At 65.6% G+C, this 24081-nt stretch carries 26 protein-coding genes and 1 pseudogene; 19 read left to right on the top strand and 8 right to left on the bottom strand.

Features of this window, described 5'->3' with window-relative positions:
- Positions 1–61 precede the first annotated feature (61 nt).
- Both BJ997_RS11135 and BJ997_RS11130 read left to right on the top strand, forming a co-directional pair.
- Positions 62–424, top strand: a complete 363-nt coding sequence (locus BJ997_RS11135; RefSeq protein ID WP_035836074.1) for a hypothetical protein — start codon at positions 62–64, stop codon at positions 422–424.
- A 305-nt stretch (positions 425–729) separates the two neighbouring features.
- Positions 730–1110 carry a VOC family protein gene (locus BJ997_RS11130; RefSeq protein WP_035836075.1) on the top strand — a complete coding sequence of 127 codons (381 nt, stop codon included), beginning with the start codon at positions 730–732 and terminating at the stop codon, positions 1108–1110.
- A 107-nt stretch (positions 1111–1217) separates the two neighbouring features.
- Here BJ997_RS11130 and BJ997_RS11125 read toward each other — a convergent pair whose 3' ends face one another.
- The 3 genes from BJ997_RS11125 to BJ997_RS11115 all read right to left on the bottom strand — a co-directional run bounded on the left by BJ997_RS11125 (position 1218) and on the right by BJ997_RS11115 (position 3481).
- Positions 1218–1568 carry a hypothetical protein gene (locus tag BJ997_RS11125; protein WP_052542100.1) on the bottom strand — a complete coding sequence of 117 codons (351 nt, stop codon included), beginning with the start codon at positions 1566–1568 and terminating at the stop codon, positions 1218–1220.
- 114 nt (positions 1569–1682) lie between these two features.
- Positions 1683–2234 (bottom strand): hypothetical protein, encoded by a 552-nt coding sequence (locus tag BJ997_RS11120; protein ID WP_035836076.1) that lies wholly within the window; start codon positions 2232–2234, stop codon positions 1683–1685.
- A 209-nt stretch (positions 2235–2443) separates the two neighbouring features.
- A complete protein-coding gene (locus BJ997_RS11115) occupies positions 2444–3481 on the bottom strand; it encodes a LacI family DNA-binding transcriptional regulator (RefSeq protein ID WP_035836077.1) in 1038 nt (345 codons plus the stop codon).
- Positions 3482–3718: 237 nt separating this feature from the next.
- On the opposite strand from BJ997_RS11115, the gene BJ997_RS11110 reads away from it, so the two are divergent.
- The 15 genes from BJ997_RS11110 to BJ997_RS21775 all read left to right on the top strand — a co-directional run bounded on the left by BJ997_RS11110 (position 3719) and on the right by BJ997_RS21775 (position 17997).
- A complete protein-coding gene (locus BJ997_RS11110; protein WP_035836092.1) occupies positions 3719–4750 on the top strand; it encodes an asparaginase in 1032 nt (343 codons plus the stop codon).
- Between the two features lie 50 nt (positions 4751–4800).
- The gene (locus BJ997_RS11105) at positions 4801–5691 is read left to right on the top strand and encodes a polysaccharide deacetylase family protein (RefSeq protein WP_035836078.1); all 891 of its coding nucleotides are present in this window, start codon (positions 4801–4803) and stop codon (positions 5689–5691) included.
- Positions 5688–7097: an MFS transporter gene (locus BJ997_RS11100; protein ID WP_052542101.1), complete on the top strand. Its 1410-nt coding sequence runs from the start codon at positions 5688–5690 to the stop codon at positions 7095–7097. The genes BJ997_RS11105 and BJ997_RS11100 overlap by 4 nt, the downstream gene beginning before the upstream one ends.
- Positions 7090–7854, top strand: coding sequence for an SDR family NAD(P)-dependent oxidoreductase (locus tag BJ997_RS11095; RefSeq protein ID WP_035836079.1), 765 nt, complete (start codon positions 7090–7092; stop codon positions 7852–7854). Before BJ997_RS11100 ends, BJ997_RS11095 begins: the two co-directional genes overlap by 8 nt.
- Positions 7855–7911: 57 nt before the next feature.
- Positions 7912–8640, top strand: a complete 729-nt coding sequence (locus BJ997_RS11090; protein WP_035836080.1) for an SDR family NAD(P)-dependent oxidoreductase — start codon at positions 7912–7914, stop codon at positions 8638–8640.
- Positions 8641–8668: 28 nt separating this feature from the next.
- Complete coding sequence (locus tag BJ997_RS11085; RefSeq protein ID WP_035836081.1) at positions 8669–9046, top strand: hypothetical protein; 378 nt, start codon at positions 8669–8671, stop codon at positions 9044–9046.
- Position 9047: 1 nt separating this feature from the next.
- Positions 9048–9800: a 5-oxoprolinase subunit PxpA gene (gene pxpA / locus BJ997_RS11080; protein ID WP_052542102.1), complete on the top strand. Its 753-nt coding sequence runs from the start codon at positions 9048–9050 to the stop codon at positions 9798–9800.
- 24 nt (positions 9801–9824) lie between these two features.
- Positions 9825–10064 carry an acetyl-CoA carboxylase gene (locus tag BJ997_RS11075; RefSeq protein ID WP_035836082.1) on the top strand — a complete coding sequence of 80 codons (240 nt, stop codon included), beginning with the start codon at positions 9825–9827 and terminating at the stop codon, positions 10062–10064.
- 2 nt (positions 10065–10066) lie between these two features.
- On the top strand, positions 10067–11422 hold the full coding sequence (locus BJ997_RS11070) for an acetyl-CoA carboxylase biotin carboxylase subunit (RefSeq protein WP_035836083.1): 1356 nt from the start codon (positions 10067–10069) through the stop codon (positions 11420–11422).
- Complete coding sequence (locus BJ997_RS11065; protein ID WP_035836084.1) at positions 11419–12321, top strand: 5-oxoprolinase subunit B family protein; 903 nt, start codon at positions 11419–11421, stop codon at positions 12319–12321. The genes BJ997_RS11070 and BJ997_RS11065 overlap by 4 nt, the downstream gene beginning before the upstream one ends.
- Positions 12311–13270 (top strand): 5-oxoprolinase subunit C family protein, encoded by a 960-nt coding sequence (locus BJ997_RS11060; RefSeq protein ID WP_035836085.1) that lies wholly within the window; start codon positions 12311–12313, stop codon positions 13268–13270. Before BJ997_RS11065 ends, BJ997_RS11060 begins: the two co-directional genes overlap by 11 nt.
- A 218-nt stretch (positions 13271–13488) precedes the next feature.
- Positions 13489–14532: a 2-keto-3-deoxygluconate permease gene (locus BJ997_RS11055; RefSeq protein ID WP_052542103.1), complete on the top strand. Its 1044-nt coding sequence runs from the start codon at positions 13489–13491 to the stop codon at positions 14530–14532.
- A 2-nt stretch (positions 14533–14534) separates the two neighbouring features.
- Complete coding sequence (locus tag BJ997_RS11050) at positions 14535–15971, top strand: four-carbon acid sugar kinase family protein (protein WP_052542104.1); 1437 nt, start codon at positions 14535–14537, stop codon at positions 15969–15971.
- Positions 15968–16993 (top strand): 4-hydroxythreonine-4-phosphate dehydrogenase PdxA, encoded by a 1026-nt coding sequence (gene pdxA, locus BJ997_RS11045; RefSeq protein WP_035836086.1) that lies wholly within the window; start codon positions 15968–15970, stop codon positions 16991–16993. The genes BJ997_RS11050 and pdxA overlap by 4 nt, the downstream gene beginning before the upstream one ends.
- 5 nt (positions 16994–16998) lie before the next feature.
- The gene (locus BJ997_RS21775; protein WP_276512211.1) at positions 16999–17997 is read left to right on the top strand and encodes a GntR family transcriptional regulator; all 999 of its coding nucleotides are present in this window, start codon (positions 16999–17001) and stop codon (positions 17995–17997) included.
- A 153-nt stretch (positions 17998–18150) separates the two neighbouring features.
- On the opposite strand, the gene BJ997_RS11035 is transcribed toward BJ997_RS21775, so the two are convergent.
- The 3 genes and pseudogenes from BJ997_RS11035 to BJ997_RS11030 form a co-directional block, all read right to left on the bottom strand.
- On the bottom strand, positions 18151–19284 hold the full coding sequence (locus tag BJ997_RS11035) for a helix-hairpin-helix domain-containing protein (protein WP_084141133.1): 1134 nt from the start codon (positions 19282–19284) through the stop codon (positions 18151–18153).
- 77 nt (positions 19285–19361) lie between these two features.
- Positions 19362–19730 (bottom strand): annotated as a pseudogene (locus tag BJ997_RS21770) (DNA polymerase III subunit alpha); the annotation flags it as partial.
- Positions 19685–21025, bottom strand: coding sequence for a PHP domain-containing protein (locus BJ997_RS11030; protein ID WP_052542108.1), 1341 nt, complete (start codon positions 21023–21025; stop codon positions 19685–19687). The pseudogene BJ997_RS21770 and the gene BJ997_RS11030, both read right to left, overlap by 46 nt.
- A 517-nt stretch (positions 21026–21542) precedes the next feature.
- Between BJ997_RS11030 and BJ997_RS11025 the strand changes: the two genes are divergently transcribed.
- Positions 21543–21722 (top strand): hypothetical protein, encoded by a 180-nt coding sequence (locus BJ997_RS11025; protein ID WP_035836087.1) that lies wholly within the window; start codon positions 21543–21545, stop codon positions 21720–21722.
- Positions 21719–22141, top strand: coding sequence for a YkvA family protein (locus BJ997_RS11020; protein ID WP_035836088.1), 423 nt, complete (start codon positions 21719–21721; stop codon positions 22139–22141). The genes BJ997_RS11025 and BJ997_RS11020 overlap by 4 nt, the downstream gene beginning before the upstream one ends.
- Positions 22142–22169: 28 nt before the next feature.
- On the opposite strand, the gene BJ997_RS11015 is transcribed toward BJ997_RS11020, so the two are convergent.
- A complete protein-coding gene (locus tag BJ997_RS11015; RefSeq protein ID WP_052542109.1) occupies positions 22170–22409 on the bottom strand; it encodes a hypothetical protein in 240 nt (79 codons plus the stop codon).
- Between the two features lie 231 nt (positions 22410–22640).
- Positions 22641–24056, bottom strand: coding sequence for an IS1182 family transposase (locus tag BJ997_RS11010; RefSeq protein WP_420827197.1), 1416 nt, complete (start codon positions 24054–24056; stop codon positions 22641–22643).
- Positions 24057–24081: the final 25 nt, after the last annotated feature.

Raw genomic sequence — 24081 nt, 5'->3', positions numbered from 1 at the left:
GGTCGACACGTGAGGTACCTTCGCAACGAGGTTCTCGCCTGGTTCGAGGGTCTGGCCCTGCATGCCTAGACGGCGGACGCGCGCCAGCGAAATCGGAATCATTCGCATCGTCGTCCTGGCGAACGGGCGCGTCGAAGCGAATGCGCGGATGCGCGACGAGGTCGGGGCCCTGCACCGACTGAAAGCAGCACGCGGCACCGAGGTGGAGGCTCGCCGGGCGCTGCAGGAGCAGGCCGATCTGATCCGGAATGGAAGCACCGGGGTCTCGTTGGATGCGTACTCGACGATCGCGGACGCGGCGGCGGTGTTCCTGGATGACAAGCGGCGGTCGGGAACGGTCGAGATCTCCACCATCGAGACCTACGAATTCAGCGTGAACGACGTTCTCGTTCCCGAGTGCGGGGACCTGCTGCTGACCGATTGAGGTCCATGGTCCAGCCATCTAGACCGCCGGGACGGGTCGAGTTGAACATTTCGACTCGACCACGTTCTCGGGCGAGGTCGTCGGCCAACCAGACGCTGGCGGGCGCCGCTGCGGAGTGCGGGTCTTGGCTCAAAGATCGGTCCTCCATGTCAGTGCCAGTTTGTGGGGAAAGGCACGTCGGTGCTGCGTCGCCGCAAGCTGGGACGAAAATGACGGCAGGGGATAAGAAATCCTGTCTCAGGTGGTGCTGCACCGCCAAGATACATGGGTGGAGGCTGCCAGCGGGGCTTGATACTGTGGCGCAAATGACCACTCATCAGATCAGCCTCGGTGCGATCAACCTGGAAGCTCAGAATCCAACCACGCTGGCCAAGTTTTGGGCGTCTGTCACCGGCGCTATGCCTTCTCCCGGTGGGAACAGTGTCTATCTGCCACCTGTCGGCCCCGGAGGTTTCGCGATGTTCTTCCAACCCTTGACCGCTAAACGCCCCGAACATCAGGCATCCCACCTGGACCTAACTGTCCCTTGGGAGTCACGACAGGCCGAGGTCGCGCGTCTCATCAGTCTCGGTGCCGTCTTCGAATGGGATGTCCTGGACGAATACCCGCACGTGCAGTGGACCACTCTTGCCGATGTGGAGGGCAACCTCTTCTGCGTGGCCGAACACCCACCCGCAGAACACTAGAACGCTGCTGCCCGCTTCGCACTGGCGGCCCAACCGCCAGGCACGATCAGACCGAGAGTCCTCGTCGCGCCGCCTCATGGTGGTTGCTATGGACCTGGCGTTCACTCTCAAGCCTGCTCGCAGGTCGCTCGCTCGCTCCGGTCCGGTCCGGTTTCCTCGGCGCGACCTCGTGGTGCCAGGCGATTCGTCCTGAGTGCCGGGATGCGGCATCCAGAGCATTTTCGATGGAGCTCAGCTGCTGGGCCGCGCAGCGCCGCAGTGGCCTGGTCTGCGTGAGCCGCGCCGGCCGCGCTGTCGCCCACATCGGTGAACGCCAAGTCGCGGTGATCGAGATGAACGGATGCGACCTGGTCGAGCACCTGACCAAGCGAACGAACGGCCGCGATCAGGTTGCCGAGCACATCGTAGGTCTGGCGTGGATCATCAAGAGTGCGGGTCGCGTGTGCGAGAGTGCGCATCGACTCGCTGGCTGCGTCAGCAGCGGAGATGGGTCTGGGATCGTGGTCATGAGTCCTCCTCGGCGATTGAATTCGCCCAGGAGGTGCGCATCGTTCACCCACCGCTCGAGAAGCTCACGCCCTCCGCCTCCACATCTGGATGACGTTGTCCGCGGCCTCTGCCTCGACCACGACTTGCGCCTCTTCCCGTTCCCTGGCCTGACGGGCGCGGACGGTCTTGGCCACGTCGAGCAGATCCCACAGCCCTTCGCCGGTGGCAGAGACTCCGCTGGCGCCAATTCGCCTGGTTCGCCCGCGGATCAATACGTAGTGGGTATGAAAGACCGGAGCCCCAATCGCCGCCTGAGCGTCGTGGAAGAACACCACATTCGACACCGGCACGCTGCCGTCATCGAGGGAGAGGAACACGACGCGTTTGCCGCTGCGCATGGGCGGGGTATGGGTGGCGCGGCGCACCCCGGCAATGAGCACATCGCTGCCGCCGGGCAGGTTGATCAGTTCCGACGCGGGGGTGACGCCGAGTTCGTGCAGGGCGAGGCGGATGACGATCCTCCCGTCACCGAGCTGCTCGACGCGGTAGTCCAACGTGGATGTTTGAACGTCGAGGCCGAGGACGGGGACGCCGAGGTTGCGGGCTTCGGCGACGATCAGGTCTTTGGGCCACATGCCGAGGTCGTGGGTGAGCAGCCAGGCGCTCTCATTCGAGGTTCAGATGAACACACTGATCGCGATCGCGACCAAGCTCTTGGGGGATATTGGAGCCCACGACGAGCCCCGCTGCCGCCTCAACGGACTTCCTGAGCCCCGCGATGCTGTTGGAGGCCACCGGCCAGAATTTCTGATTCTCGGCTTTCAACGATCATCGCCACGGCCAGTTAGGTTCGTTGGAATGCACTGCTTTCGCGCACTACCAGCGTCGGCGCAAGACGAACGGACTCGACAGGGCCACCGTTGATCGTGGCAAGGAGCATCTGCACGGCGGTGCGGCCTATTTCCGTCATGGGAGACCGCACTGACGAAAGGCTAATGGGAAGTTGGGCGGCAAGAGAGGTGTCGTTGAAGCCTACGATGGCCAGGTCTCGACCGACGAGAAGACCGTGTTCGGTGGCGGCCCCCATGGCGCCGATGGCCGCGAAGTCGTTCACCGCGAAGATGGCACTGGGCTTGTGCGCGACGTCGCTGAGGATGGTTTCGGCCGCAATGCGCCCCCCAATCGTGTCAAAGCGGGACCACACGAGTGCAGCCTCCGGGATCTCGCCGCCCAGGGCCTTCCATCGCGTGACAAATCCACTTGTGCGATCGACGGCGGTGCTGGCGTAGGGCTCTCCGGCGATGACTGAAACCACGCGATGGCCTCTGTCCCACAAGTGTTGCGCGACCAGCGTGCCACCAAGCGCGTCATCGCAGGTGGCCGACGGAAAGCCCTGGACCGCTCGGTTCATGAGCACGAATTTCACGTTCTGCTCCGCGAGCTCGGTGAGGATGTCGCCGTCGAGGTGGGCGTCCCCGAAGATTAGTCCGTCGACCCGCCGGGAGAGCATGATGTCGGTTTTGCGGCGCTGCATTTCAGCGTTGTCGAGAGAGTTCATCACGAACGTGGAGTAACCGGCGGCGTCCGCTGCTTCTTCGATGCCCTCGTACATCACGGCCAGTACGAGGTCTGAGAGTCGGGGAACGATGACCCCGAGCAGATGTGTTTGGCGCGTCCGAAGGCTCTTCGCCTGTGGATCGGGGGAGTAACCCACCGCGCGGGCCAGGTCGCGCACGCGCTGTGCGGTGGCCGGCGCCGCGGCGCCGCGTGCGGTGTCGCCTTCCGCATGCAGGATCCGGGAAACCGTGGATGGATGCAGGCCGAGCTCGGCGGCCAGGTCCTTCAGGGTGACAGCTGCGGGACGCGGCTTTCGGTTTGTCATGTTGCCGTCTCCAGATTCGCATACCCGGGAAAGGGGGCTGCAAAGAAATGCTTGACGCGCCCTCGGGATTCATTCTAGAGTGTGAACACCTTCCTACCCAAACGATTGGGTAAGAAGTGTTTTGTTCCAGTCTCACGATTTACATATTCGCAACGAAGCGCGCACTTGGCCGAAACCTTGGGTTATTACGCTTTCACACAGAACCCAATCGTTTGGGTTCAGTTCATCGGAGAAGAAATGACAAATCGCGAGGGCACCCACGTCGTGCTGCTGGCAACCGGCGGCACCATCTCGTCGCGGGCTCGTACCGCTGACGAGGGCGCCGTCATTGCCGCAGATACCGGTGCCCAACTCATCGCCAGTCTCGAGGCCGATCCCGGCTATCCCGTGCGGGTCGTCGACGTGGCCTGCGAGGGGTCCTACCTGCTGACCTTCGCCGACATGACCACGATCTGTGCTCAGATCGCGACTGCGCTGGCCGATCCGACGGTACGCGGCATCGTTGTCACGCACGGCACCGACACCATGGAGGAGACGGCCTATCTGGCGGACCTCATCCACGACAGCGTGAGCCCGGTGGTCTTCACCGGCGCGCAGAAGTCCGCCGATGCCGTGGAACCCGACGGGCCCGGGAACCTTGCGAAGGCCATCGCGGTCGCCGGGGCGCCCGAAGCGGCCGGCCACGGAGTGCTCATCGCGTTTGCGGGAGAGATCTTCCCCATCCAGGGCGTGCGCAAAGCCCAGACATTCGCCCTCGATGCGTTCGCCAACCCGGATTTCGGTCGGGTCGGGCTCGTCACCGCGGCCGGCCGCGTCACCATCAGCTCCCGCGAAGAGCGTTTCCCGCCGCTGCCGCTGCCCGTCGTCGCGAGCGACGAGTCCCATCGGGTCGACGTGGTCTCGGCATACCCGGGGGCAGACGGCACCCTGCTCAGGGCATCCGTTGCCGCCGGGGCGCGTGGCATCGTGTTGCAGGCGACGGGCAGCGGCAACGCCAACCACGCCCTGTGCCAAGCAGTCGCCGAAGCGACGAAGAGCGGCACGGTCGTCGTGATCAGCACTCGTGTGAGCGCCGGCCCGGTCGTTCCCGTGTACGGCGCGGGCGGCGGACGGGACCTGGTTTCGGCGGGAGCGATCCCGTCGGGCCTGCTGCGGCCCTCACAGTCCATGATCCTGCTGAGTCTGCTGCTTCACCTCGGACGAGACGCCGCCGCCGTGGCACAGGCTTTCGCCCGTTACGGTGCCCTGCGCAGCCACGGCGCCCAGTAGGGTTCCCCTTTTACTTTTCAGCTCGTTTTCCCCACGCGAAAGGCACATTCATGAAGAAAGACATCCAGATCGCATTCGGAGTCGACGTCGACGCCGTTGCCGGCATGCTCGGTTCCTACGGCGGTGAGGATTCCCCGTGCGACATCTCCCGAGGCATGTTCAGCGGCGAGGTCGGGGGACCCCGGCTCATCCGTCTGTTCGACAAGTACGACCTGCCGGCGACCTGGTTCGTACCGGGACACTCGATCGAGACCTTCCCCGAACTCACGAAGATGATCGTGGCCGCCGGCCACGAAATCGGCGTGCACGGGTACTCCCACGAGAACCCGATCGCCATGACGCGGGAACAGGAAACCTCCATCCTCGACCGCTCGATTGACCTCATCGAGAGCGTTTCGGGCAAGCGTCCCACGGGATACGTCGCGCCGTGGTGGGAGTTCTCCTCTGTGACCAACGAGATCCTGCTGGAGCGTGGCATCAAGTACGACCACTCGCTCATGCACAAGGACTTCGAGCCCTACTACGTGCGGGTCGGCGACAGCTGGAAGAAGATCGACTACGCCAAGGACGCCCAGACCTGGATGGAACCTCTCATCCGCGGCACGGAGACCGACCTGGTAGAGATTCCGGCCAACTGGTACCTCGATGACCTGCCGCCGATGATGTTCATCAAGGCCTCACCGAACTCGCACGGTTTCGTGAACCCCCGCGACATCGAGCAGATGTGGAAAGACCAGTTCGACTGGGTCTACCGCGAAATGGACCAGGCGGTCTTCACCATGACCATCCACCCCGACGTCTCCGGACGCCCGCAGGTGCTGCTCATGCTCGAGCGCCTGATTGAGCACTTCAACTCCTACGAAGGCGTCAGCTGGAACACCTTCGACCAGATTGCCGATTCATTCCTCGCACGTTCCCCGAGAAAGGTCACCTCCGCATGAAACTGAAGAAACCCCCCACCCTCGATCTGACGGTCCCCGCCCCCAACGAGAAGCGTCGCTTCCCGTCGTTCACCGTGAAACAGACTCGCACCGCCACCATATTGGCGCTGTTGGCATGGACAGTGGCGGTCTTTGACTACGGACTCTTCGGAACGCTGCTGCCCGCCATGCAGGAATCATTCGGCTGGACCGCGCCGGAAGCCTACGCGGTCAACACCTGGATCGCCGTGGGAACGGCGATCGTCTGCTTCGGGATCGGTCCGGTCATCGACCGTCTCGGCCGACGCAAGGGCATGATGGTGACCGTGGGCGGCACCGCCATCGTCTCCGGCCTGACCGCCATCATCCCCGTGGGCATGGCATTCTTCAGCAGCTTCCTGCTGGTGATCGTGCGCTCCTTCGGCGGCCTCGGCTTCTCGGAGCAGGCCGTCAACGCCACCTACATGAACGAGGTGTACCAGGTCACCGAAGACGAAAAGAAGAAGAAGCGCCCCGGCTTCAGCTACTCCTTCATCCAGGGTGGCTGGCCGCTCGGATTCCTGCTCGCGAGTGCACTCGCCCTTGCATTCCTGCCCACCCTCGGCTGGCGCGCGCTCTACGTGATGGCCACGATTCCCGCCATCCTGATCGTGTGGGTCATCGCCCGCAAGCTCAAGGAAACCCCGCAGTTCGAGCTGCACAGCGAACTAGCCCGCCTCGACAAGGCCGGACGCACCGAGGAAGCCCACCTGCTCGCCGGGTCCTACGGCGTGGAGCACTCCTCTACCGCACCGCTCAAGCTCATCTGGGCTCCCAACCTGCGCCGCAATACCATCGTCTTCTCGCTCGCCTGGATCTTTAACTTCATGGGCATCATGATCTTCAGCATCCTGGGCAGCTCCGTGCTGAAAAACGCCAAGGGCGTAGAACTCTCCGACGCCTTCTGGATGCTGATCATCATCAACGCGCTTGCCTACTTCGGCTACGTGTTCCACGGCTGGCTCGGCGACAAGATCGGTCGCAAGCGAACCATCATCACCGGCTGGATCCTCGCCTCGGTCGCCTTCACCATCATGTTGAGTCCTCTCGCCGACAACCCGGTCACCATTGTGGCCAGCTTCGGCGCCGGCCTCTTCTTCCTCGTTGGCCCGTACGCGGCTATTCAGTACTTCATGGCGGAGTGCTACCCGGTGAGCTGCCGGGCCACGGGCACGGCGTTCATCGGCGCAATGAGCCAGCCCGGAATTGTCATCGGTGGCGCCCTGTTCACCGCTGTCGCGGCAGGCGCCAACACCGGAACCGCCGCCCTGTGGGTGGGAGCGCTCGGCACCCTCATCTCGGGTCTGCTCATGTTCGCTGCCAAGCCGATGGCCGAGGTCACCCTTGCCGTCGAGCCGGAAGGCCGGTTGGAGTCCGAGCTTGTCTGACGCTTCGGTAGCCATCATCACCGGGGCGGCGAGCGGTATCGGCCGAGCGCTCGCCGTTCATTACGCCGGGCGGGGCGTGCGCAGCATCATCGGGACCTTTCCCGGAGACCCGCACGATCCGGAAGAGACCTTGGCTCTGGTGACCGATGCCGGTGGCCAAGCCGTCGTCCACGAGGTGGACGTGCGCAGCACGGCATCCGTCGACGCCTTCGCCCAGCGGGCGATCACGGAGTATGGCCGCCTCGACTACGCCGTGGCCAACGCGGGGATCCTGCGAAACTCGCCCCTCAGCGAGATGACCGATACGCGCTGGACCGACATGCTCGACGTGGACCTCACCGGGGTGCTGCGCACGCTGCGCGCCGGGGCCGAACGCATGAGCGCGGGGGGATCGATGGTGGCTGTTTCGTCCATCGCCGGTGCCGTGTACGGCTGGGAAGGGCACGCGCACTATGCCGCGGCGAAGGCCGGTGTTCTCGGCCTCATCCGCAGCGTGGCCGTGGAGCTCGGACCCCAGGGCATCCGCGCCAACGCGGTGATTCCCGGTCTGATCGAGACCCCTCAGTCGCTCGACCCGGTGAATTCGCTGGGCCCGGACGGCCTCACCCGCGCGGGTGGAGACATTCCCTGGGGTCGAGTCGGCACCGCGGCCGAGGTGGCGAGCGTGATCTCGTTCCTCACCTCGGCGGATGCCGGGTACGTCACCGGGCAGTCGATCATCGTCGACGGCGGACTCACCGTGAAGATGCGCGCGTAAGAACCACACACGCGCTCATCAACACGCGCACTAAAACAAGCAGGAAAAGGACAAGACATGATCGAGCGGAAGCAGCGTCATCGCGCGACGGACGGCCGTGGGGTCGTCGTCACCGGCGGCAACAGCGGAATCGGAGCCGCAATCGCCGATGCCTTCCGCGCCAACGGCGACCGGGTGATCGTGCTGGATCGCTCCGGCACCGGCGCGGAGGTGATCCGCGTCGACGTGTCCAAGGAGGACAGCGTGCGGGTCGCTTTCGCCGAGGCACGCGCCCGGCTGGGCACGATCGACGTGCTGGTGAACAGCGCCGGGCTGCTCACCGAGTCGCCGCTGCAGAACATGACGCTCGCCATGTGGAACGAAACGCTGTCGGTGGACCTCACCGGTGTGTTCCTGTGCTGCCGAGAGGTGGTGGGGGAGATGCGCGAACAGAAATGGGGCCGCATCATCAACATCGCCTCCCAGCTGGCCACGAAGGGCGGAACCGGGCTCAGTCACTACGCGGCGGCCAAGGCCGGAGTCGTGGCCCTCACCAAGTCCCTCGCGCTCGAAGTGGCAGGCGACAACGTGCTCGTGAACAGCATCGCACCGGGCCCGATCGAGACGCCGCTCGTGGACGGCATCTCCGAAGACTGGAAGATCGCCAAGCGGGCCGAACTGCCGCTGGGCAGATTCGGCCAGCCGGAGGAGGTCGCTCCTACGGCGGTGCTCCTGGCGAGTGAACCCGGCGGCAACCTCTTTGTTGGCCAGACGCTGGGACCCAATTCCGGCGACGTCATGCAGTAGAACCCCACCAGCAACGAAGGATCACACAATGTGCGGAGCCTGCGGCTCAACCGTTTACCCCGACCCGGTCATGGGCGACGAACAGACGCTCAGAAAGCGGATGCTCGTGGCCCACACCGTGAATTCCCTCACGACAGGGGTCCCGGGCACGCCCCGAACGACAGCGCTGGCTGGGGGGTGGACCGTGACCGGTCCCACCGGGGCGACCACGCTCTGCCATACCGTGGCAGACATCTGGACGGCCGTGCTCGCAGGAGGTCTGCCCCGGCTCCTTCAGCAGTTGGAGGCGCGGGCCGTCACCGACGAACCGGGCTCCCTCGCGGCGCAGGTCACGGATGTCGGCCTTAGGCTGGCACGGCACCGACTGCTCCAGAGTTATCCCTCGAACAACACGATCGGCTCCTGATATGACGAACCTCCCCATCCGCACGCCGACCCGCACGGTCACCATCAATTCCGACCTGGGGGAATCGCTCGGACTGCACTCGTTCGGCAACGACCTCCAGCTCATGACGAGCGTCGACGTGGCCAACGTGGCCTGCGGCTTCCACTCCGGAGATCCCGACACCCTGGTGGCTACCGTGGAGGCCGCCGCCGAGCACGGACTCGCCGTGGGCGCGCATCCGGGCCTTCCCGACCTCGTGGGATTCGGTCGCCGTGAGATGAAACTCACTCCCAACGAGGTCGAAAACCTCATCCTCTACCAGGTGGGGGCGCTCACCGGCTCTTTGCGCCGGTTCGGTCTGAAGCTCAATCACCTCAAACCGCACGGCTCGCTCTACGGCATGCTGTCCCGCGACGCCGAGCTCATGCATGCGGCGGCGAATGTGGCGTTGCTCTACGGGGTTCCCTTCTACGGCCTCGCCGGCACCCAGCATGAAGCGGTGTGCCGCGAGCGCGGCGTCGAGTTCGTGAGCGAACTCTATGTGGACCTCAACTACGGGCCCGCCGGCGAACTGCTCATCCAGCGTCGGCCGGAGCCGACCGATCCGGCCGCGGCTGCTGAACGTGTGCGCCGTGCGCTCACCGACGGCGTGGTCGAAGCGGTTGACGGCACTCTCCTCACCTTCGAGTTCGACAGCATCTGTGTGCACTCCGATGCCCCCAACTCCGTTGCCGTCGCGGCCGCCGTGCGCGACACCCTCACTTCCCTCTCCTGATCCCGCACCTCGAAAGGACCACTCGTGGCCGACATTCTTTCCCCCCTCCCCGGCATCTTCTACCGCAGCCCCAGCCCGGACAAGCCGGCCTTTGCCGTTCCCGGTGACATCATCACCGTGGGCCAGACCCTCGGCATGGTCGAGATCATGAAGCAGTTCTCCGAGGTGCGCAGCGATGTCGCCGGCACTCTGGTGAGTTTCAGCGTCGACGACACCGGAACGGTCGACCCCGGTGACGTGATCGCCACCATCACGGAGGCTTGAGCATGCAGAAACTCTTCATCGCCAACCGCGGCGAGATCGCCGTTCGAGTCATCCGTGCCGCCCGCGAACTTGGTGTTCGCACCGTGGTGGGGGCGAGTGCTCCCGATGCCGGTTCCTACGCGGCCACGCTGGCCGACGAGTTCGTCATCATCGGTCCGGCCTCGGCCGGAAAGAGCTACCTCAATCAGCAGGCCGTGCTGCAGGCCGCCATCGACAGCGGATGTGACGTCCTCCACCCCGGGTACGGCTTCCTGTCCGAGAATGCCGACTTCGCCCGCGCGGTGACGGATGCCGGCCTGCTCTGGGTCGGCCCGTCGCCGGAGTCCATCGAGATGATGGGCAACAAGGCCCGCGCTCGCCGCGCGGCCGACGACGCCGGCGTGCCCACCCTGCGTGGCAGCCGGGGAACCGTGACCCCCGGTGACGACCTGCTCGTGGAGGCGGCGGCCATTGGCTACCCCCTCGTGGTCAAGGCCTCAGCCGGCGGCGGCGGTCGCGGCATCCGTCTCGTGCAGGCGGCCGAGGATCTTGCGTCGACCGTTGAGGTGGCCCAGGCCGAGGCGCTCGCCGCGTTCGGCAGTGCCGACGTGTACCTCGAACGGTTCGTGGCGCGCGCCCGCCACGTTGAGGTGCAGGTGCTCGGCGACGGCGAGAACGTGATTCACCTCGGTGATCGGGACTGCTCAATGCAGCGTCGCCAGCAGAAGATCGTAGAAGAGGCCCCGGCGCCCCGGCTGCCCGATGAGGTGCGCGAACGCATCCGTGCCTCTTCGGTGGAGCTTGCACGTCAATGCAACTACCGCGGCCTCGGCACGGTGGAATTCCTCTACGACCCCGAGACGCAGGAGGCGGCGTTCATCGAGATGAACACGCGCCTGCAGGTGGAGCATCCGGTGACGGAGATGATCACCGGACTCGACCTGGTGCGGGAGCAGCTGCTCGTTGCCGCCGGCGGTCGGCTGCGTCTCAGCCAGGAGCAGGTGAAATTTCGCGGGCACGCGTTCGAATTCCGTATCAACGCGGAGGACCCGGCGAACGGCTTTCTGCCGAGCCCGGGCACCCTGGCCCGAGTGGATTGGCCCGGTGGACCGGGCGTGCGGGTTGACTCCGGCGTTGTGACCGGCTCGACGGTGGCGCCGTACTACGACTCGCTGCTGGCCAAGCTCGTGGTCTGGGATTCCACGCGGGAGCAGTGCGTGGCCCGGTCGGCACGCGCCCTCGGCGAGGTGGCGATCGACGGCGTGAAGACCACGCTTCCCCTCCTCGCCGCGCTGCTCGAGAGGCCCGAGCTGCTCACGGTCGATCACCATTCCACCTTCATCGAAACGACCCCCGAGCTGTTGGGGGCGCTCGTATGAGCGACACCGTCACCCTCACGAACCCCGCTCGCTACACCTGGGGCGGCGACGAATTCCTGTTCGTGGAAATCGATGAGGCCATGAGCCTCGCAGCGAACTTCACGGCGAACGCCATGGCCGGACACCTCACGGCGGAAGAGGTGGACGGTGTGATCGACATCTGTCCCGCCAACGCGAGCCTGCTCATCCGCTTCGATCCCGACGTTCTGCCCCATGCCCAGCTGGAAGAGCGGATGCGCCGTATCGAGCGCGCGGTGGAAGGCCTGTCCCACCCCACCCTCGCCACCCGGGTCGTGGAGGTGCCCGTCTGGTACGACGACCCGTACACCGGGGCAACCGGCGCGCGGTTCCGCAAGGGGCACCAGCGACCCGACGGCAACGACCTCGACTTCGCGGCCGAGGAGAACAACCTGGCGTCGGCGGCCGAATTCATCGAACGCCACCATTCGTCGCCGTGGCTGGTCTCCATGGTGGGGTTCGTGGCCGGCCTGCCGTTCATGTTCCAGATCGTGCCGCAGCCTGAACAGCTCGAGGTCCCCAAATACTTGAGCCCTCGCACCGACACGCCCGCGCTCACCGTGGGCCACGGCGGCTGCTTTGCGTGCATCTACTCCGTGCGCGGCGCCGGCGGCTACCAAATGTTCGGCATCGCGGCCGCGCCCATCTTCGACCCGCACCAGAAGCTCACCGACTTCGCCGACTTCATGGTGTTCTTTAAGCCGGGCGACATCGTGAAATTCAAGCCGATCGACGAGGCGGAATACGAGCGGATCCAGATCGAAGTGGAGGCCGGAACCTACGTGTATCGGCAGGCATCCGTCGTCTTCGACCTGCAACAGGCACTCGCCGATCCGGTCGCCCACAACCGACACATCTTGGAGGCCCTCGATGGCGTTTGACATTCTGGAACCCGGACTCTCCACCACCGTGCAGGACGCCGGGCGCTCCGGCTACTACAGCGTGGGCATTCCGCAGGGCGGATCAATGGACCAGCTCGCCGCTGAGATGGCCAACGCCGTGGCGGGCAACACTGCGCAGGAGGCGGTGCTCGAGTGCACCTATCTCGGGCCGAAGCTGCGAACATCGGAGCCGGCGGTCGTGGTCGTGACGGGGGCCCCGGTGGACGTGTTCGTGAACGGCGAGCTGCGCGAGCAGTACGCCCGCCTCGAACTGGCCGCCGATGACGTGCTGTCGTTCGGCATCATCAAGGGCGGAACCCGCTACTACGTGGCGGTTGCCGGCGGCGTCGATGTGCCCGTCGTACTCGGCAGCCGCTGCACCTACGTGCTGGGCGCGGTCGGCGGTTTCGAGGGCCGGGCGCTGCGAGCGGGGGACCGGCTTCCGGTGGGAGTTCCGGTCACGGGCGCACGTCGGGTTGTGATCGCTCCCCAGCTGCGTCCGGTGTACCCGAAGGAGCTCGACGTGCGGGTGATGGTGGGCCTCTACGATCACCGCCTCACCACGGCGGGGCTCGAGACCTTCCTCTCGGCCACCTGGAAGCTCACGCCGGTTGCCGACCGGATGGGGCTGCGCTATTCCGGACCAGACGTGGAATGGAAGCCGCGTGAGCAGCCGTTCGGCGCCGGATCCGACCCGTCGAACATCGTCGATGCCGGGTATGCGGTGGGATCCATCCAGATCCCCGGCGGCAAGGAGCCCATCGTGCTGCACCGGGATGCCGTCTCGGGAGGCGGCTATGCCATGGTGGCCACGGTGATCAGTGCCGACATGGACCTGCTCGCTCGCAGCGCGCCGGGCACGGCCACCCGATTCCGGGCGGTCACGATGCAGGAGGCGCTTGCGGCTCGTGCTGAACTCGCGGTGGTGCGCGCGGCGCTCTGGAGCTGATCGGCCGTACCGGTCGAACACACGCTGTGCCCGACGGGGTCGTCACTGGAACATCCTTCCGGTGACGGGCCCGTTTCGGTGTACGGACTTCATTCATCCTTGACAGGGCACCCTCACCAGATAGAGTAGGTACATTGTGTACGTACACATCTTGTGTGTACTGAATGTGACTTCGCATCATCGATGGGCATCGTTGCCCCTAACTAAGGAGATTCGCCATGGTAGCCGAATCCAGAATCGCCAGCCGAGTGCCCCTGTTTGACGGCATGAACCGCATTCCCGGCGGACTCATGCTCATCCCGCTCATTCTGGGTTCCGTCGTCGGCACGTTCTTTCCCGGCTTCCTCACCATGGGTAACTTCACCACGGCGTTGTTCCAGGCCAGCGCTCTTCCCCTGATCGGCCTGCTGATCTTCGCGACCGGCATGCAGATCACCCTCAAGACGTCCGGGCCGGTACTCGCCACATCGGGCGTGCTGCTGCTGTGCAAGTCGATTCTCCCGGCCACTGTCGTGGTGCTGCTCGCCCAGGTTGTTGGACTCGACGGAATCTTGGGCGTCTCGATCCTGGCTCTGCTGGTGACCATGGACAACAGCAACGGCGGACTGTGGCTCGCCTTCACCGGTCGGTACGGGGATGCCCGGGATCGCGGCGCCTACATGGCTTCCGCCATCAACGACGGTCCCTTCTTTTCGATGCTCTTCCTCGGCGTCGCCGGCCTGGCCAATATCCCGTTCCAGCTGCTGCTGGCCGCCGTCATTCCGCTGTTGATCGGCATTATCGTGGGTAACCTCGACCAGAAGTGGACCGAGGTGATGCGCCCGATCCCCAACATGATCATTCCGTTCTTCGCCTTCGCCCTCGGTACCGGCATCAACCTGCAGAATGTGCTCTCTGGCGGGCTCTCCGGCATTGTCGTGGGCGTCGTCGCCACCCTGTTCACCGGACTGCTCGCCTACCTCGGCTACAGGTTCATCCTCCGTCGCGGCAACAAGTCCGGTATCGGCATTGCGTCGGCCACCACGGCCGGCAATGCCATCGCCACGCCGGCCATCATCGCCCTCGCCGACCCCACGTTCGCTCCCTACGTTGAGGTCGCCACCGCCCAGGTCGCTTCCGCCGTGCTCGTCACCGCGGTGTTCGCGCCGCTGCTGGCTACCTGGGTGCTCAAGCGCGAAGGTGGCCTCGCCGCCAGGGCACCCGAATCCGAATCCGAATCCACGGGCGACAACGTGCCCGCCCGCACGGTCGAGCATTCGTGACCATGACTGACTCCGTGCCATCGAGGGGCGCCACCGACGACAGCACAGGAGACCGGCACTCGCTTGACGTCTCAGCGAACCGCCGCGATGCTCACCACATCTCGGTCGGGATCGTGGCCGATGACCTCACCGGCGGCGGCGACTCCGCGGTGCAGTTTGCCCGGGACGGATGGCACACCCGGTTGGCATTGACGCCGCCCGACAGCCAGGTTCTTCGTCACGGCGCCGTGATCGCCGTGGTGTCCGACGCCCGCGCGCAGCCCGCGCCGCTGGCCTGCCGCAGTACCGCGGACGCCGTGGAGGCTCTCGCCGCAGGCGGGGTGAATCGGCTCCTGCTGAAGATCGATTCGACCATGCGCGGTTCGGCTCACGCGCAGATTGTGGGTGCGCTGAAGACCTGGCAACTCCGGCACCCCGGGGCCTTCGCCGTGGCCTGCCCGGCCTACCCGGCGATGGGACGCACAGTGCTGAACGGTCGGGTGCTTGTCAACGGCAAAGGGGTGGAGACGACGGCGATCGGTATCGATCCCGTGACTCCCGTCACCACCAATCTGCTGCGTGAGTTGGTGCCCGGAAGCGTGCACGTCACCCTCGACGCGGGCAGCGCGGCAGATCACGCCGAACAGCTTCGCGCCGCCGGGCAGAATCTGACGCGCGTGATCACCGTCGATGCCCAGACGGATGCCGACCTGCTGGCTCTTGCCGAAGCCGTCGCCGTGCTCGGCGCCGAGGTCGTACCGGCAGGCAGCGCCGGGCTCGCCGTGGCCCTCTCGCAGGTGTGGCGTCCCGACCTCGCCGTGGCGGTTGCGCAGCCGCGTCAGCAGGCGGAACGAGTGATTGTCGTCGTCAGCTCCCTGCACGATATGTCCCGATCCCAGTACGACCATCTGGTCGAGAACACGTCGACCGAGCACGTGCGCACGTTTGCACCCAGCCTCGCCGTGCTGCTCACGCCCGGTGCGATCGGTGAATGGATCGCCGCGGAACTGGCCTCTGCGCCGGATCTTCCCGCGGTCGTGATCGTGGCGACGCCGTCCGAGCGGCCCGCGGCATCCGCTGTCGACGCCGGAAGCACGCCGAGACCGACGCCAGCACCGACGTCAACCGCGACGGCGGCCGTCGTCATCGCCGAGGGGCTGGCGATCATCACGGCCGCAGTGTTCGCCCACCGGCCCGTGGGCGCCGTCGTGCTCATGGGCGGCGAGGGCGCCCGGGCCGTGCTGGACCGGTTTGCGGCCAGCGCCATCATGGTGACGGATGCGATCCGGGAGGGTATCCCGGTGGGCCTGATCGAAGGTGGACTGGCCGATGGCCTCACTGTGGTCACCAAAGCCGGCGGCTTCGGCGCCGCCGCATCGATTTCCGATATTCTTCCCGAACTTCTGGCTGACCACGTGCTCAGCCCCCCAGTCGACCCGAACACAGGAGTACAGCCATGACCCTTCCCATCCTTGCCGTCACCATCGGAGACGTGGCCGGAATCGGTCCCGAAATCACCGCCAAGTCGCTCCTCGGCCACGATGATGTTCGCACCCGGTGCATCCCGGTCGTGATCGGCGACGAGGCGGCGATGCGCCGGGGCGTGCTCAACGTGGGCGGCGACCCGGCGGCCATTCGAGTGATCAAGACCGTCGCCGAGGCCCGCAACGTGCCGGGAACGATCGAGTTGTTGCAGACCGGACCCTCGTTGGAAAACGTGCAACAGGGCGTGCTGAGCGCCGCCGCCGGCGACGCCTCCTACCGATTCGTGGTGGAGGCCTGCCGGCTCGCCCGGGCCGGCGAGGTGCAGGGAATCGTGACCGCCCCGCTGAACAAGGCGGCCATGCACGAGGGCGGCCACAACTGGCCCGGACACACCGAACTGCTCGCCCACGAATTCGGCGTGAAGAACTTTTCCCTGGTGCTCTCGGCCGGAGACCTGTATTTCTTCCACCTCACCACGCACGTGTCCATGCGCCAGGCGATCGAAAACATCACGGTGGAGCGCACCCTCAGCGTGCTCGAATTGGCCGGGGCATTCGCAAAGTCCATGGGCAAGCCGGACGAAATCATCGGTCTTGCCGGCCTGAACCCGCATGCAGGGGAGAACCGTCTCTTCGGCGACGAAGATGCCGACATCCTGGCACCGGCCGTGGCAATGGCTCGGGCCCGCGGACTGAACGTCGAGGGCCCACTGCCTGGCGATGCGCTCATTCCGGCGGCTGTTCGCGGCAAGTACAACCTCGCGGTGGTTTGCTACCACGACCAGGGTCACGCGCCGTTCAAAGCCGTTTACGGTGATGACGGTGTGAATATCACGGTGGGACTGCCCGTCGTGCGCGTCTCGGTCGACCACGGCACCGCGTTTGACATCGCGGGCAAGGGCATCGCCCGCGAGGCCAGCCTGGTGCTGTCGCTTGAGCGCGCCGCAGAGCTCGCGCCGGGGTGGGACCACGTCTGGAAGACCGCGCAGGCTGCCTGATCGTGATGATCGGGCCAGCGGATGCCGAGGCGGCGCCCGGTAGGCCGCTCGGCTCCGGGCGCACCCCGGCTTACGATGGAACGATGTGGCTAGATGAGGTTCCCGCCGGTTCAGTAGATTCCGCGAACGGTACCCCGTTGCACAGCCAGGTGGGGGCGGTCGTCCGCTCGCATATCCTCAGTGGTGCGTTGCCTCCCGGGTCGCAGCTGCCGACCGAGGCGGAGCTGCAGGAGCGATTCTCCGTTTCTCGGTCTGTTGTTCGGCAGGCGCTCGCCGCGCTCAGCGCGCAGGGGCTGGTGCAGCGCGGACGCGGTCGCGGCAGCGTGGTGTCTCCGCGGGGGGAGCACCATCGGCTGGTGCAGCGCATGTCGGGACTATCCGCGCAGATTTCGGCGGAGGGCGCCGATGTATTCACGGCCGTGCTTGCGCTCGGTCCTGAGGAAAACGCCGCTGCATCGGCTGCCCTGGGCGGGGCCGAGGTTGTGGGCATCCGTCGCCTGCGATCCGCCGGGAGCGGGCCGCTTGCCGTCATCCACACCTGGGTGCCGCGGGCGTTAGGTGCGAACCTGACAAGGGCCGAACTCACGGATGCGTCCCTGCACGCCGTTTTGCGCTCTCGCCTGGGCGTGTCGATCGTGTCCGGGCGCCGTCAGGTGCGTGCGGTGGCGGCCACAAAGGCCCTCGCCGAATTGTTGCAGATCAGCGTGGGAGAGCCGCTGCTGCTGCTCGAGGGTACGAGCCTCGATGAGAACGGAGTTCCCATCGAGATGTTCTCCACCTGGCATCGCGCCGATCGGGTGGTTTTCGACCTCGACGTGGTCGGCACTGACGAACCTGGTGCGGGCCAACGAGCGGGCCGATCTGGTGAGCCGGCGCCCGTTCCGGCGCCCGAACCCGCCCCGGCCGCCGGGGAGAAGCCCGGCCGCGCAGAGCTCGCCGCGCAGGCCGCCGACCTCGCGCGCCAGCTCCATGACCTTGCGGCGGAAATAGCCCGCAACGCCTGACCGTGGGCCACGGCTAGTCCCTGCAGGCTCCAACGGGGTTGGCCTTTGCCTTTTCTCAACCGCGGGTTAGACCGGCGAAACCTCCGCACAGCGAGTGTCTTTGATCGTGGGCTCAAACGTGATCGAACGATCCATCGCGTCAGCAGCGGCTCCCTAGCGGTTACCTGACGCGTGTTCGACATCCGTTTGGCTGATGCCGCGCAGGTCGAGGGCGGTGGCCGAGCGGTCGGAGTCGGGCAGGGGCAGCTCGATGTCGAAGGCGAGTTGGTCGGCTGCGACGGGCAGAGCGCGGCCACCAAGACCCTGGATGTGCGCGAGCAGGTCGCCGCGCCGGCCACGGTCGTAGCCGATGAGCGAGTCCAGGGCCCCAACCCGGGCGAGGGCTTCGAACGTGCGCCGGCGCGGCCGCACCCGGTCGCGAAAGTCCTGCAAAGACGAGAACGGTTGGTGCTCCGCGATCCGGTGGCGCTCCACCGAGCTCGAGCCGGCGAGCTCGGGCAAGGCAAGACGGATGCCCAGCCGGCCATCACCCAACTGCTCGACCCGGTAGTCCAAAGCCGATGGTTGAACGTCGAGGCCGAGGATGGGCACGCCGAGGTTGCGGGCTATGGCGACGATCAGGTCTTTGGGCCACGTGCCGGGGTCGTGGGTGAGCAGCCCGGCGAAGAACGTCGCCGGGTGGTGCCTTTTCAGCCAGGCGCTCTCATACGTGGTGCGGGCAAACGCCGCGCCGTGGGCTTTGGCGAAGCCGAAACTGCCAAAACCCGACAGCACTTTCCAGGCCCGGTCGATGACGGATGCCGTGAACCCGCGGGTGGCTGCCTGCTCACGAACGTACGTCTCGATGTCGGCGAGGTCGGCGAATTTTCCGAGGTGCCGACGGAAGACATCCGCTTTTCCCATGCCGCTGCCGGTGAGTTCGTCGAAGAGTCGCATGACCTGTTCGTGGAAGACGACGACGCCGTTGGTTTCGGCGAGGAACGGTTTGAAACGGGGGTGCATGTGGTCGGCGATGGTTTCGCCGTGGCGGGCTTTGAGGTATTGCAGGGGCATGTTGGCTTGAATGGGGCCGGGGCGGAACAGGCTGATTTCCACGGTCAGGTCGTTGAACGTTTCGGGTTGGAGTTTGCCGATCAGTTCCATTTGGCCGGGGGATTCGAGCTGGAAGACGCCCAGGGTGCGCGTGGTGCGCAGCATCTCGTAGGTGGGTTCGTCTTCGAGGGGGATTCGGTCGTGGTCGATGGTTTCGCCGTTGAGTTTCCGGTGCTCTTGGATGGCGTGGGCCATGGCCTGTGCATGCGCACGCCGAGGATGTCGAGTTTGATCAGGCCCATCGGGTCCATGTCGTGCTTGTCGAACTGCGATATCGGCAGTCCCATCCCGGAGCGTTGCACCGGGGTGCGGTCAAGGAGCGACGCGTCGGAGAGGATGACGCCGCAGGGGTGCACGCTGATGTGGCGGGGGAGCCGGTCCAGCTTTTCGGTCAGGTGCACCAGCTGGTCCAGCTGCGGGGACTCCCGCACTTGCGCGGCGAGTTCCGCGAGTTCGGGTTTCTCCTCGACGGCCTGGCGGAAGTCGCGGGCGTTGAAGCGCCACATCTGCTTGGCGATCGCCGCGACCTGCTCTTCGGGCATGCCGAGCGCGAGGCCGGCGTCCCGCACTGCGCCGCGGCCGCGGTAGGCGTTGGTCATCGACATGAGCGAGACGCGGTCGGCGCCGAAAGTCTGGAACACTTCGCGGTAGATGTCGTGGCGCCGGGCGAACTCGACGTCAAGAGGTCGATGTCGGGAAGGGTTTGACGTTCGGGGGAGAGGAAGCGCTCCCAGATCAGGCCGTTTTCGATGGGTTCGACCGACGAGGTGCGCAGGGCATATTTCAGCGCGGAGCCGACTCCGGAGCCGCGGGCCTGCACGCGCACGCCCATGCCGCGGATCAGGTAGGTGACGCGGGCGACGGTCAAGAAGTACGCGGCGAACGCGAGGTGCTCGACGGTTTCCATCTTATGGGCCAGCTCGGTGGGGCGGCGTCGATGAGGGTGGTGCCGGCGTAGCGGTCGTCGATGCCGTGCCGAGCTCGGCGCCAGAGCTCGGCGCCAGAGCTCGGCGACGGGGTCGCCGACCACATCGATGATGGAGGCCTCGGGCATCCGTGGCGTGCCGAGCCCGAGATCTTCGGCCGGGTCCAGGGCGCACCGGTCCGCGAGTTCCTGGGTGGTGCGAAACAGCAGGTCGAGGGCGCCGGGATTGCGGGCGCCGGCGTCGACGACCATCCGCGCGACCCGGCGCATGTGGACGCTGTCTTTCAGCCAGGCCTGCCCGTTCGCCTGCGGTTCGGTCAGTTGGGCCAGCGCTCTGAGCAGGCGGGTCGCGTCGGCGAGATCCGCGGTGGCCGCGTCTTCGGGCTCGCCGTAGCGCACAGCATTAGAGAGGATGGCGGTGGTTCCGGTGTCCTCCGAAAGGCCCAGCATCCGTGTGGCTGCGGCCACCGAACCTCGCTGGCCGGTCGGCGCGAGATGGCAGGCGACCTCGAGGGTGACCGAGCCGATCGGCATGACACGGAGCCAGGCGCCCAGTGCGGCGGTGGCGTCAAGGCTGTCTCGGCGTTCGACCGCGAGGGGGACGTCAGAGAGCGGGCAGAGCAGCACGGTGAGGGTGTGGCCCTCGGCCCAGGTGGCGAGCTGGCGTCGGTCGATGCTCGGCATTCGGCCGGTCTGGTGCGCGGAGCTGACGGCCCGGCAGAGTGCGGCGTATCCGCGGCCGTGCCCGGCGCGGGCGAGCACGGTCACCCGGCCAAGGGGTCGGTGCTCGTCATCGTGCACCGCGAGGTCGGCGCCCGGGCCCGGCCGAATGCCCGCGGATGGGCAGGCGCGCACGTGCTTCACGGCGTCGTAGAGCCCGTCCGTGTTAGTGAGGGCGAGAAAGTCGCTGCCGGCGGCCGCTCCCTGGGCGACGAGTGCTACGGGCATGGTCACGCCGTAGTGCGGGGAGCATGCGGAGGCGACGTGGAGGTGCGGAAAGCCCTGCTGCATCTGCGTCTCCAACCCCTCGATATCGAACGTCTATTCGATACAGCGAGTGTAGGTTGGGCCTCCGACACTGACAAGAGTTAAATCTCGAAAGCCGTGGGATGCGAGACACCTTGACGAGACAGAATGGCGTTACGCGATTTCGCAGATAAACGCACTGGACATCCGCGCGGCGGCGGGGATGCGGGAACCGTTGCCCGGCGCCGGGGGAGAGCCGGCGTGTCTCGCAACGTGTGTTTTTGCCTGGTCGTAGGATTCCGGTCGGCAGGGACAGCTGCGAGACATCTGGAGGCGGCAATGGCGAAGCTGGTCGGGTACGCGATGTTTATCCTTCTGCGTGGATGGTGCCGGGGCGAGCAACGTGCTCGGATTGTGAGGCGGGGCGCCGTCGGTAGCAGACGTCGCGGCCGCTCGGGGAGAACGGTCGTTGCGCCTTGCTACTGCGCAACCGCAACCGCAATCGCAACCGCGGCCGTGCTGTCATCGGTCGAATCCGCGCGTGGACTGCGAGAATGCGGAGATGACGTTCACAGATCATGCAGCGAAGCGCCTTCTGAGAGGGAAATCCCTCGAACGAATCACGCTGGGATGGAACCTCATCGGCGTCATCGTGTTCGCCTTCGCGCGGTCCGTCGCGGAGGCTTCGGGGAACCCAAACGGCTGGCTCGACAGTTCAATCAGAATCGGTGCCAGATCATGACGACTTGGTGGGAAATCGCCTTCAGCGTGCTCGGCGGAATGCTGGTGCTGTGGCTGTCGCTCGTTCTGGTTCTCTGGCTCGAACAACGGCGGCATCCTGGCGGTGCGTCAATTCGTGATCTCCTGCGCCTCGCGCCCGACGTCGCCCGACTCCTCCAACGCCTCGCAGCCGATCGCACCGTGCCAATCGGGGTTCGAATCTGGCTCGCGGTTCTCTTGCTCTACCTGTTATCGCCGATCGACCTTATTCCAGATTTCATACCCGTTCTCGGATACGCCGACGACGCGATCGTCGTCGCGATCGCTCTGCGATTCGCAACTCGTCGGGCGGGCAGCGCTGCGGTCACGCGACAGTGGCCGGGAACACCCGAAGGGCTCTCCGCCGTGCTCCGACTTGCCGGTTTGAAACCCTCGGCCTGACACTCGCATAAGCTGCGCGATCGATTCGTCACATGTCTTGACCACGGGTGTCGCGATTCGCAATGAAGGCTTTGGGCCAGGGCTTTTCGCGGACGAGCCGCAGGTCATTGAGCGCCACGATGACAGTGGGGTCTTCGTGGCCGGCCACGGCAAGCGCGAGCGTCAGCGTTGAGATGAGGTCCCAGGTGAGGAGCACGGTGATGAATATTTCGGTGAATATGAGGTCGGCGGCGACGTAGCGTTGCGCTCTTCGTGGTCCTTCGATCACGCTTGGTACTGCGCACGCCAGCCTAGGAGCGTGAGTCAGTAACGCCTATTTACGGTTGGTGCCGCGAAATACGGGTCCAAGCCTCGGGATGGGTTGGGCGGTGCTGGCCTGGCAATCAAGGCCTGTGGCGCAGGGATTGTGGTTGTGCCGATTGAAAAGAGGGCCACGGTCGCGTTGGTGGTTCAGGCGAGGTTGTTGCCGCGGCCCGTCAGGGCGGTTCCGCCCTGCTCTTTAGGTTGCCGGGCTAGCTATCAGCGCGGCCGGCGTGGCCAGAAGCGCCTTGGTTTGCATGGTGTGCAGCTTCATCAGGTTGTGGCAGGCCGCGATCAGATACCACTCGTGCGCTGCTTGCTCCAACCCGCGCAGCAACACAAACTTGCCCTGCCGAGTGTGGATCTGACCGAACACGGGCTCCACGATCGCTTTGCGCCGCGCATAAACCGCGCGGCCCTTCTTCGTCTTGAGCTTCCGCGCCATGCGTTCCCGCAGCGTCGCATTGGCCGGGATCCGGCCCCGAGGAACTTCAGGAACACGCTCGCCGTGCTTGACCCGGCCGGTCGCGATGAAAAACTCGGTCCGGCCGTCGCTGCCATCTTCAACAGTCTTCGCGTAGTCCAGATTTGTTGCGGAACAATACCCGGCATCCGCCAGGACCTGCCGGGGCAGGACGCCGGTCGTGGCGTGGAGTTTCTCGACCAGCGGCACGACCTGTTCAACATCCACGCCAATATTCGTCAGCGTCGTCGCGACGATGATCTGATGGTCGGCATCAACGATGGCCTGTGCGTTGTAGGCGTAGTGGAACGACCCGTCGGCGGTCTTCATGATCCGTGAATCCGGGTCGGTGAAGTTGCGTTGAGCCTTCGGCCTCACGACCGCGTTCTTCGCCGCATCATCACCCTTCTGCGCAGCAATGTCGTCATCGTCGCCCTTGTCCCGGGCCTTCTTCTCGGCCTCTTTCCGCGCCCGGACGGCCGCGTCGGCCTCCAAGCCAGCGCGCGCTTCGGCCAGTTTCACCAAGCGTGACTCCCGCCGGGCAAGCTCCGGCGGCAACTCATCACCGCGTTTGTCCTTTCCGAAACGAGCATCCTCCGCGTCATCGATCGCGTCCGCGTCAGCCAGCAGTGCAGACACCTCGTCGGCGAGGACCTTCTGCTTCTCCGTCAACCGGGCGTAACTCATCGCCTTGCGCCGGGACGCATTCGCGCGCACCTTCGTGCCGTCCAACGCGACCTGCCCGAGTGAGACCATTCCGGCCGCGCGGCAGAGTTCCAATGCCTGCAAGAACACGTTTCCCAGACTGGAGAGGTGGCGTTTTCGGAACCGGGCGATGGAACGAAAATCAGGTGCCTGCTGCGCCGCCAACCAGCGAAACGCGACCACGTCCACGCACACCCGCTCCAACTCGCGTGACGAACGAACCCCGACGCAATACCCGTAAAGGAGCACCCGGACCATCAACCGAGGGTCATACGGCGGCTGCCCCTTCGACTTCGCGTAAGAGGCATAGAACTTCTTCAGATCCAGCTGAGTTTCGACGATGTCCGCGATGAAACGGGAAAGGTGATTCTGCGGCAACCACTCACCCAAATCCGGCGGCACCAACATCACAGCATTCGGCTCGAAAGCCCGAAACCGCTTGTTCACGCCACCGCCAGCCTCAACGCCGTCA

It is taken from the genome of Cryobacterium roopkundense (assembly GCF_014200405.1).
Lineage (GTDB): Bacteria > Actinomycetota > Actinomycetes > Actinomycetales > Microbacteriaceae > Cryobacterium > Cryobacterium roopkundense.
This window is presented reverse-complemented; position numbering and strand designations above follow the sequence as displayed.

Excerpts from the sequence above, each read along its gene's own strand:
- BJ997_RS11135 (WP_035836074.1), top strand. The coding sequence starts at position 62 with ATGCCTAGACGGCGGACGCGCGCCAGCGAAATCGGAATCATTCGCATC.
- BJ997_RS11130 (WP_035836075.1), top strand. The coding sequence starts at position 730 with ATGACCACTCATCAGATCAGCCTCGGTGCGATCAACCTGGAAGCTCAG.
- BJ997_RS11125 (WP_052542100.1), bottom strand. The coding sequence starts at position 1,568 with ATGCGCACTCTCGCACACGCGACCCGCACTCTTGATGATCCACGCCAG.
- BJ997_RS11120 (WP_035836076.1), bottom strand. The coding sequence starts at position 2,234 with ATGTGGCCCAAAGACCTGATCGTCGCCGAAGCCCGCAACCTCGGCGTC.
- BJ997_RS11115 (WP_035836077.1), bottom strand. The coding sequence starts at position 3,481 with ATGACAAACCGAAAGCCGCGTCCCGCAGCTGTCACCCTGAAGGACCTG.
- BJ997_RS11110 (WP_035836092.1), top strand. The coding sequence starts at position 3,719 with ATGACAAATCGCGAGGGCACCCACGTCGTGCTGCTGGCAACCGGCGGC.
- BJ997_RS11105 (WP_035836078.1), top strand. The coding sequence starts at position 4,801 with ATGAAGAAAGACATCCAGATCGCATTCGGAGTCGACGTCGACGCCGTT.
- BJ997_RS11100 (WP_052542101.1), top strand. The coding sequence starts at position 5,688 with ATGAAACTGAAGAAACCCCCCACCCTCGATCTGACGGTCCCCGCCCCC.
- BJ997_RS11090 (WP_035836080.1), top strand. The coding sequence starts at position 7,912 with ATGATCGAGCGGAAGCAGCGTCATCGCGCGACGGACGGCCGTGGGGTC.
- BJ997_RS11085 (WP_035836081.1), top strand. The coding sequence starts at position 8,669 with ATGTGCGGAGCCTGCGGCTCAACCGTTTACCCCGACCCGGTCATGGGC.
- pxpA (WP_052542102.1), top strand. The coding sequence starts at position 9,048 with ATGACGAACCTCCCCATCCGCACGCCGACCCGCACGGTCACCATCAAT.
- BJ997_RS11070 (WP_035836083.1), top strand. The coding sequence starts at position 10,067 with ATGCAGAAACTCTTCATCGCCAACCGCGGCGAGATCGCCGTTCGAGTC.
- BJ997_RS11065 (WP_035836084.1), top strand. The coding sequence starts at position 11,419 with ATGAGCGACACCGTCACCCTCACGAACCCCGCTCGCTACACCTGGGGC.
- BJ997_RS11060 (WP_035836085.1), top strand. The coding sequence starts at position 12,311 with ATGGCGTTTGACATTCTGGAACCCGGACTCTCCACCACCGTGCAGGAC.
- BJ997_RS11055 (WP_052542103.1), top strand. The coding sequence starts at position 13,489 with ATGGTAGCCGAATCCAGAATCGCCAGCCGAGTGCCCCTGTTTGACGGC.
- BJ997_RS11050 (WP_052542104.1), top strand. The coding sequence starts at position 14,535 with ATGACTGACTCCGTGCCATCGAGGGGCGCCACCGACGACAGCACAGGA.
- pdxA (WP_035836086.1), top strand. The coding sequence starts at position 15,968 with ATGACCCTTCCCATCCTTGCCGTCACCATCGGAGACGTGGCCGGAATC.
- BJ997_RS21775 (WP_276512211.1), top strand. The coding sequence starts at position 16,999 with ATGATCGGGCCAGCGGATGCCGAGGCGGCGCCCGGTAGGCCGCTCGGC.
- BJ997_RS11035 (WP_084141133.1), bottom strand. The coding sequence starts at position 19,284 with ATGGCCCACGCCATCCAAGAGCACCGGAAACTCAACGGCGAAACCATC.
- BJ997_RS11030 (WP_052542108.1), bottom strand. The coding sequence starts at position 21,025 with ATGCAGCAGGGCTTTCCGCACCTCCACGTCGCCTCCGCATGCTCCCCG.
- BJ997_RS11025 (WP_035836087.1), top strand. The coding sequence starts at position 21,543 with ATGACGTTCACAGATCATGCAGCGAAGCGCCTTCTGAGAGGGAAATCC.
- BJ997_RS11020 (WP_035836088.1), top strand. The coding sequence starts at position 21,719 with ATGACGACTTGGTGGGAAATCGCCTTCAGCGTGCTCGGCGGAATGCTG.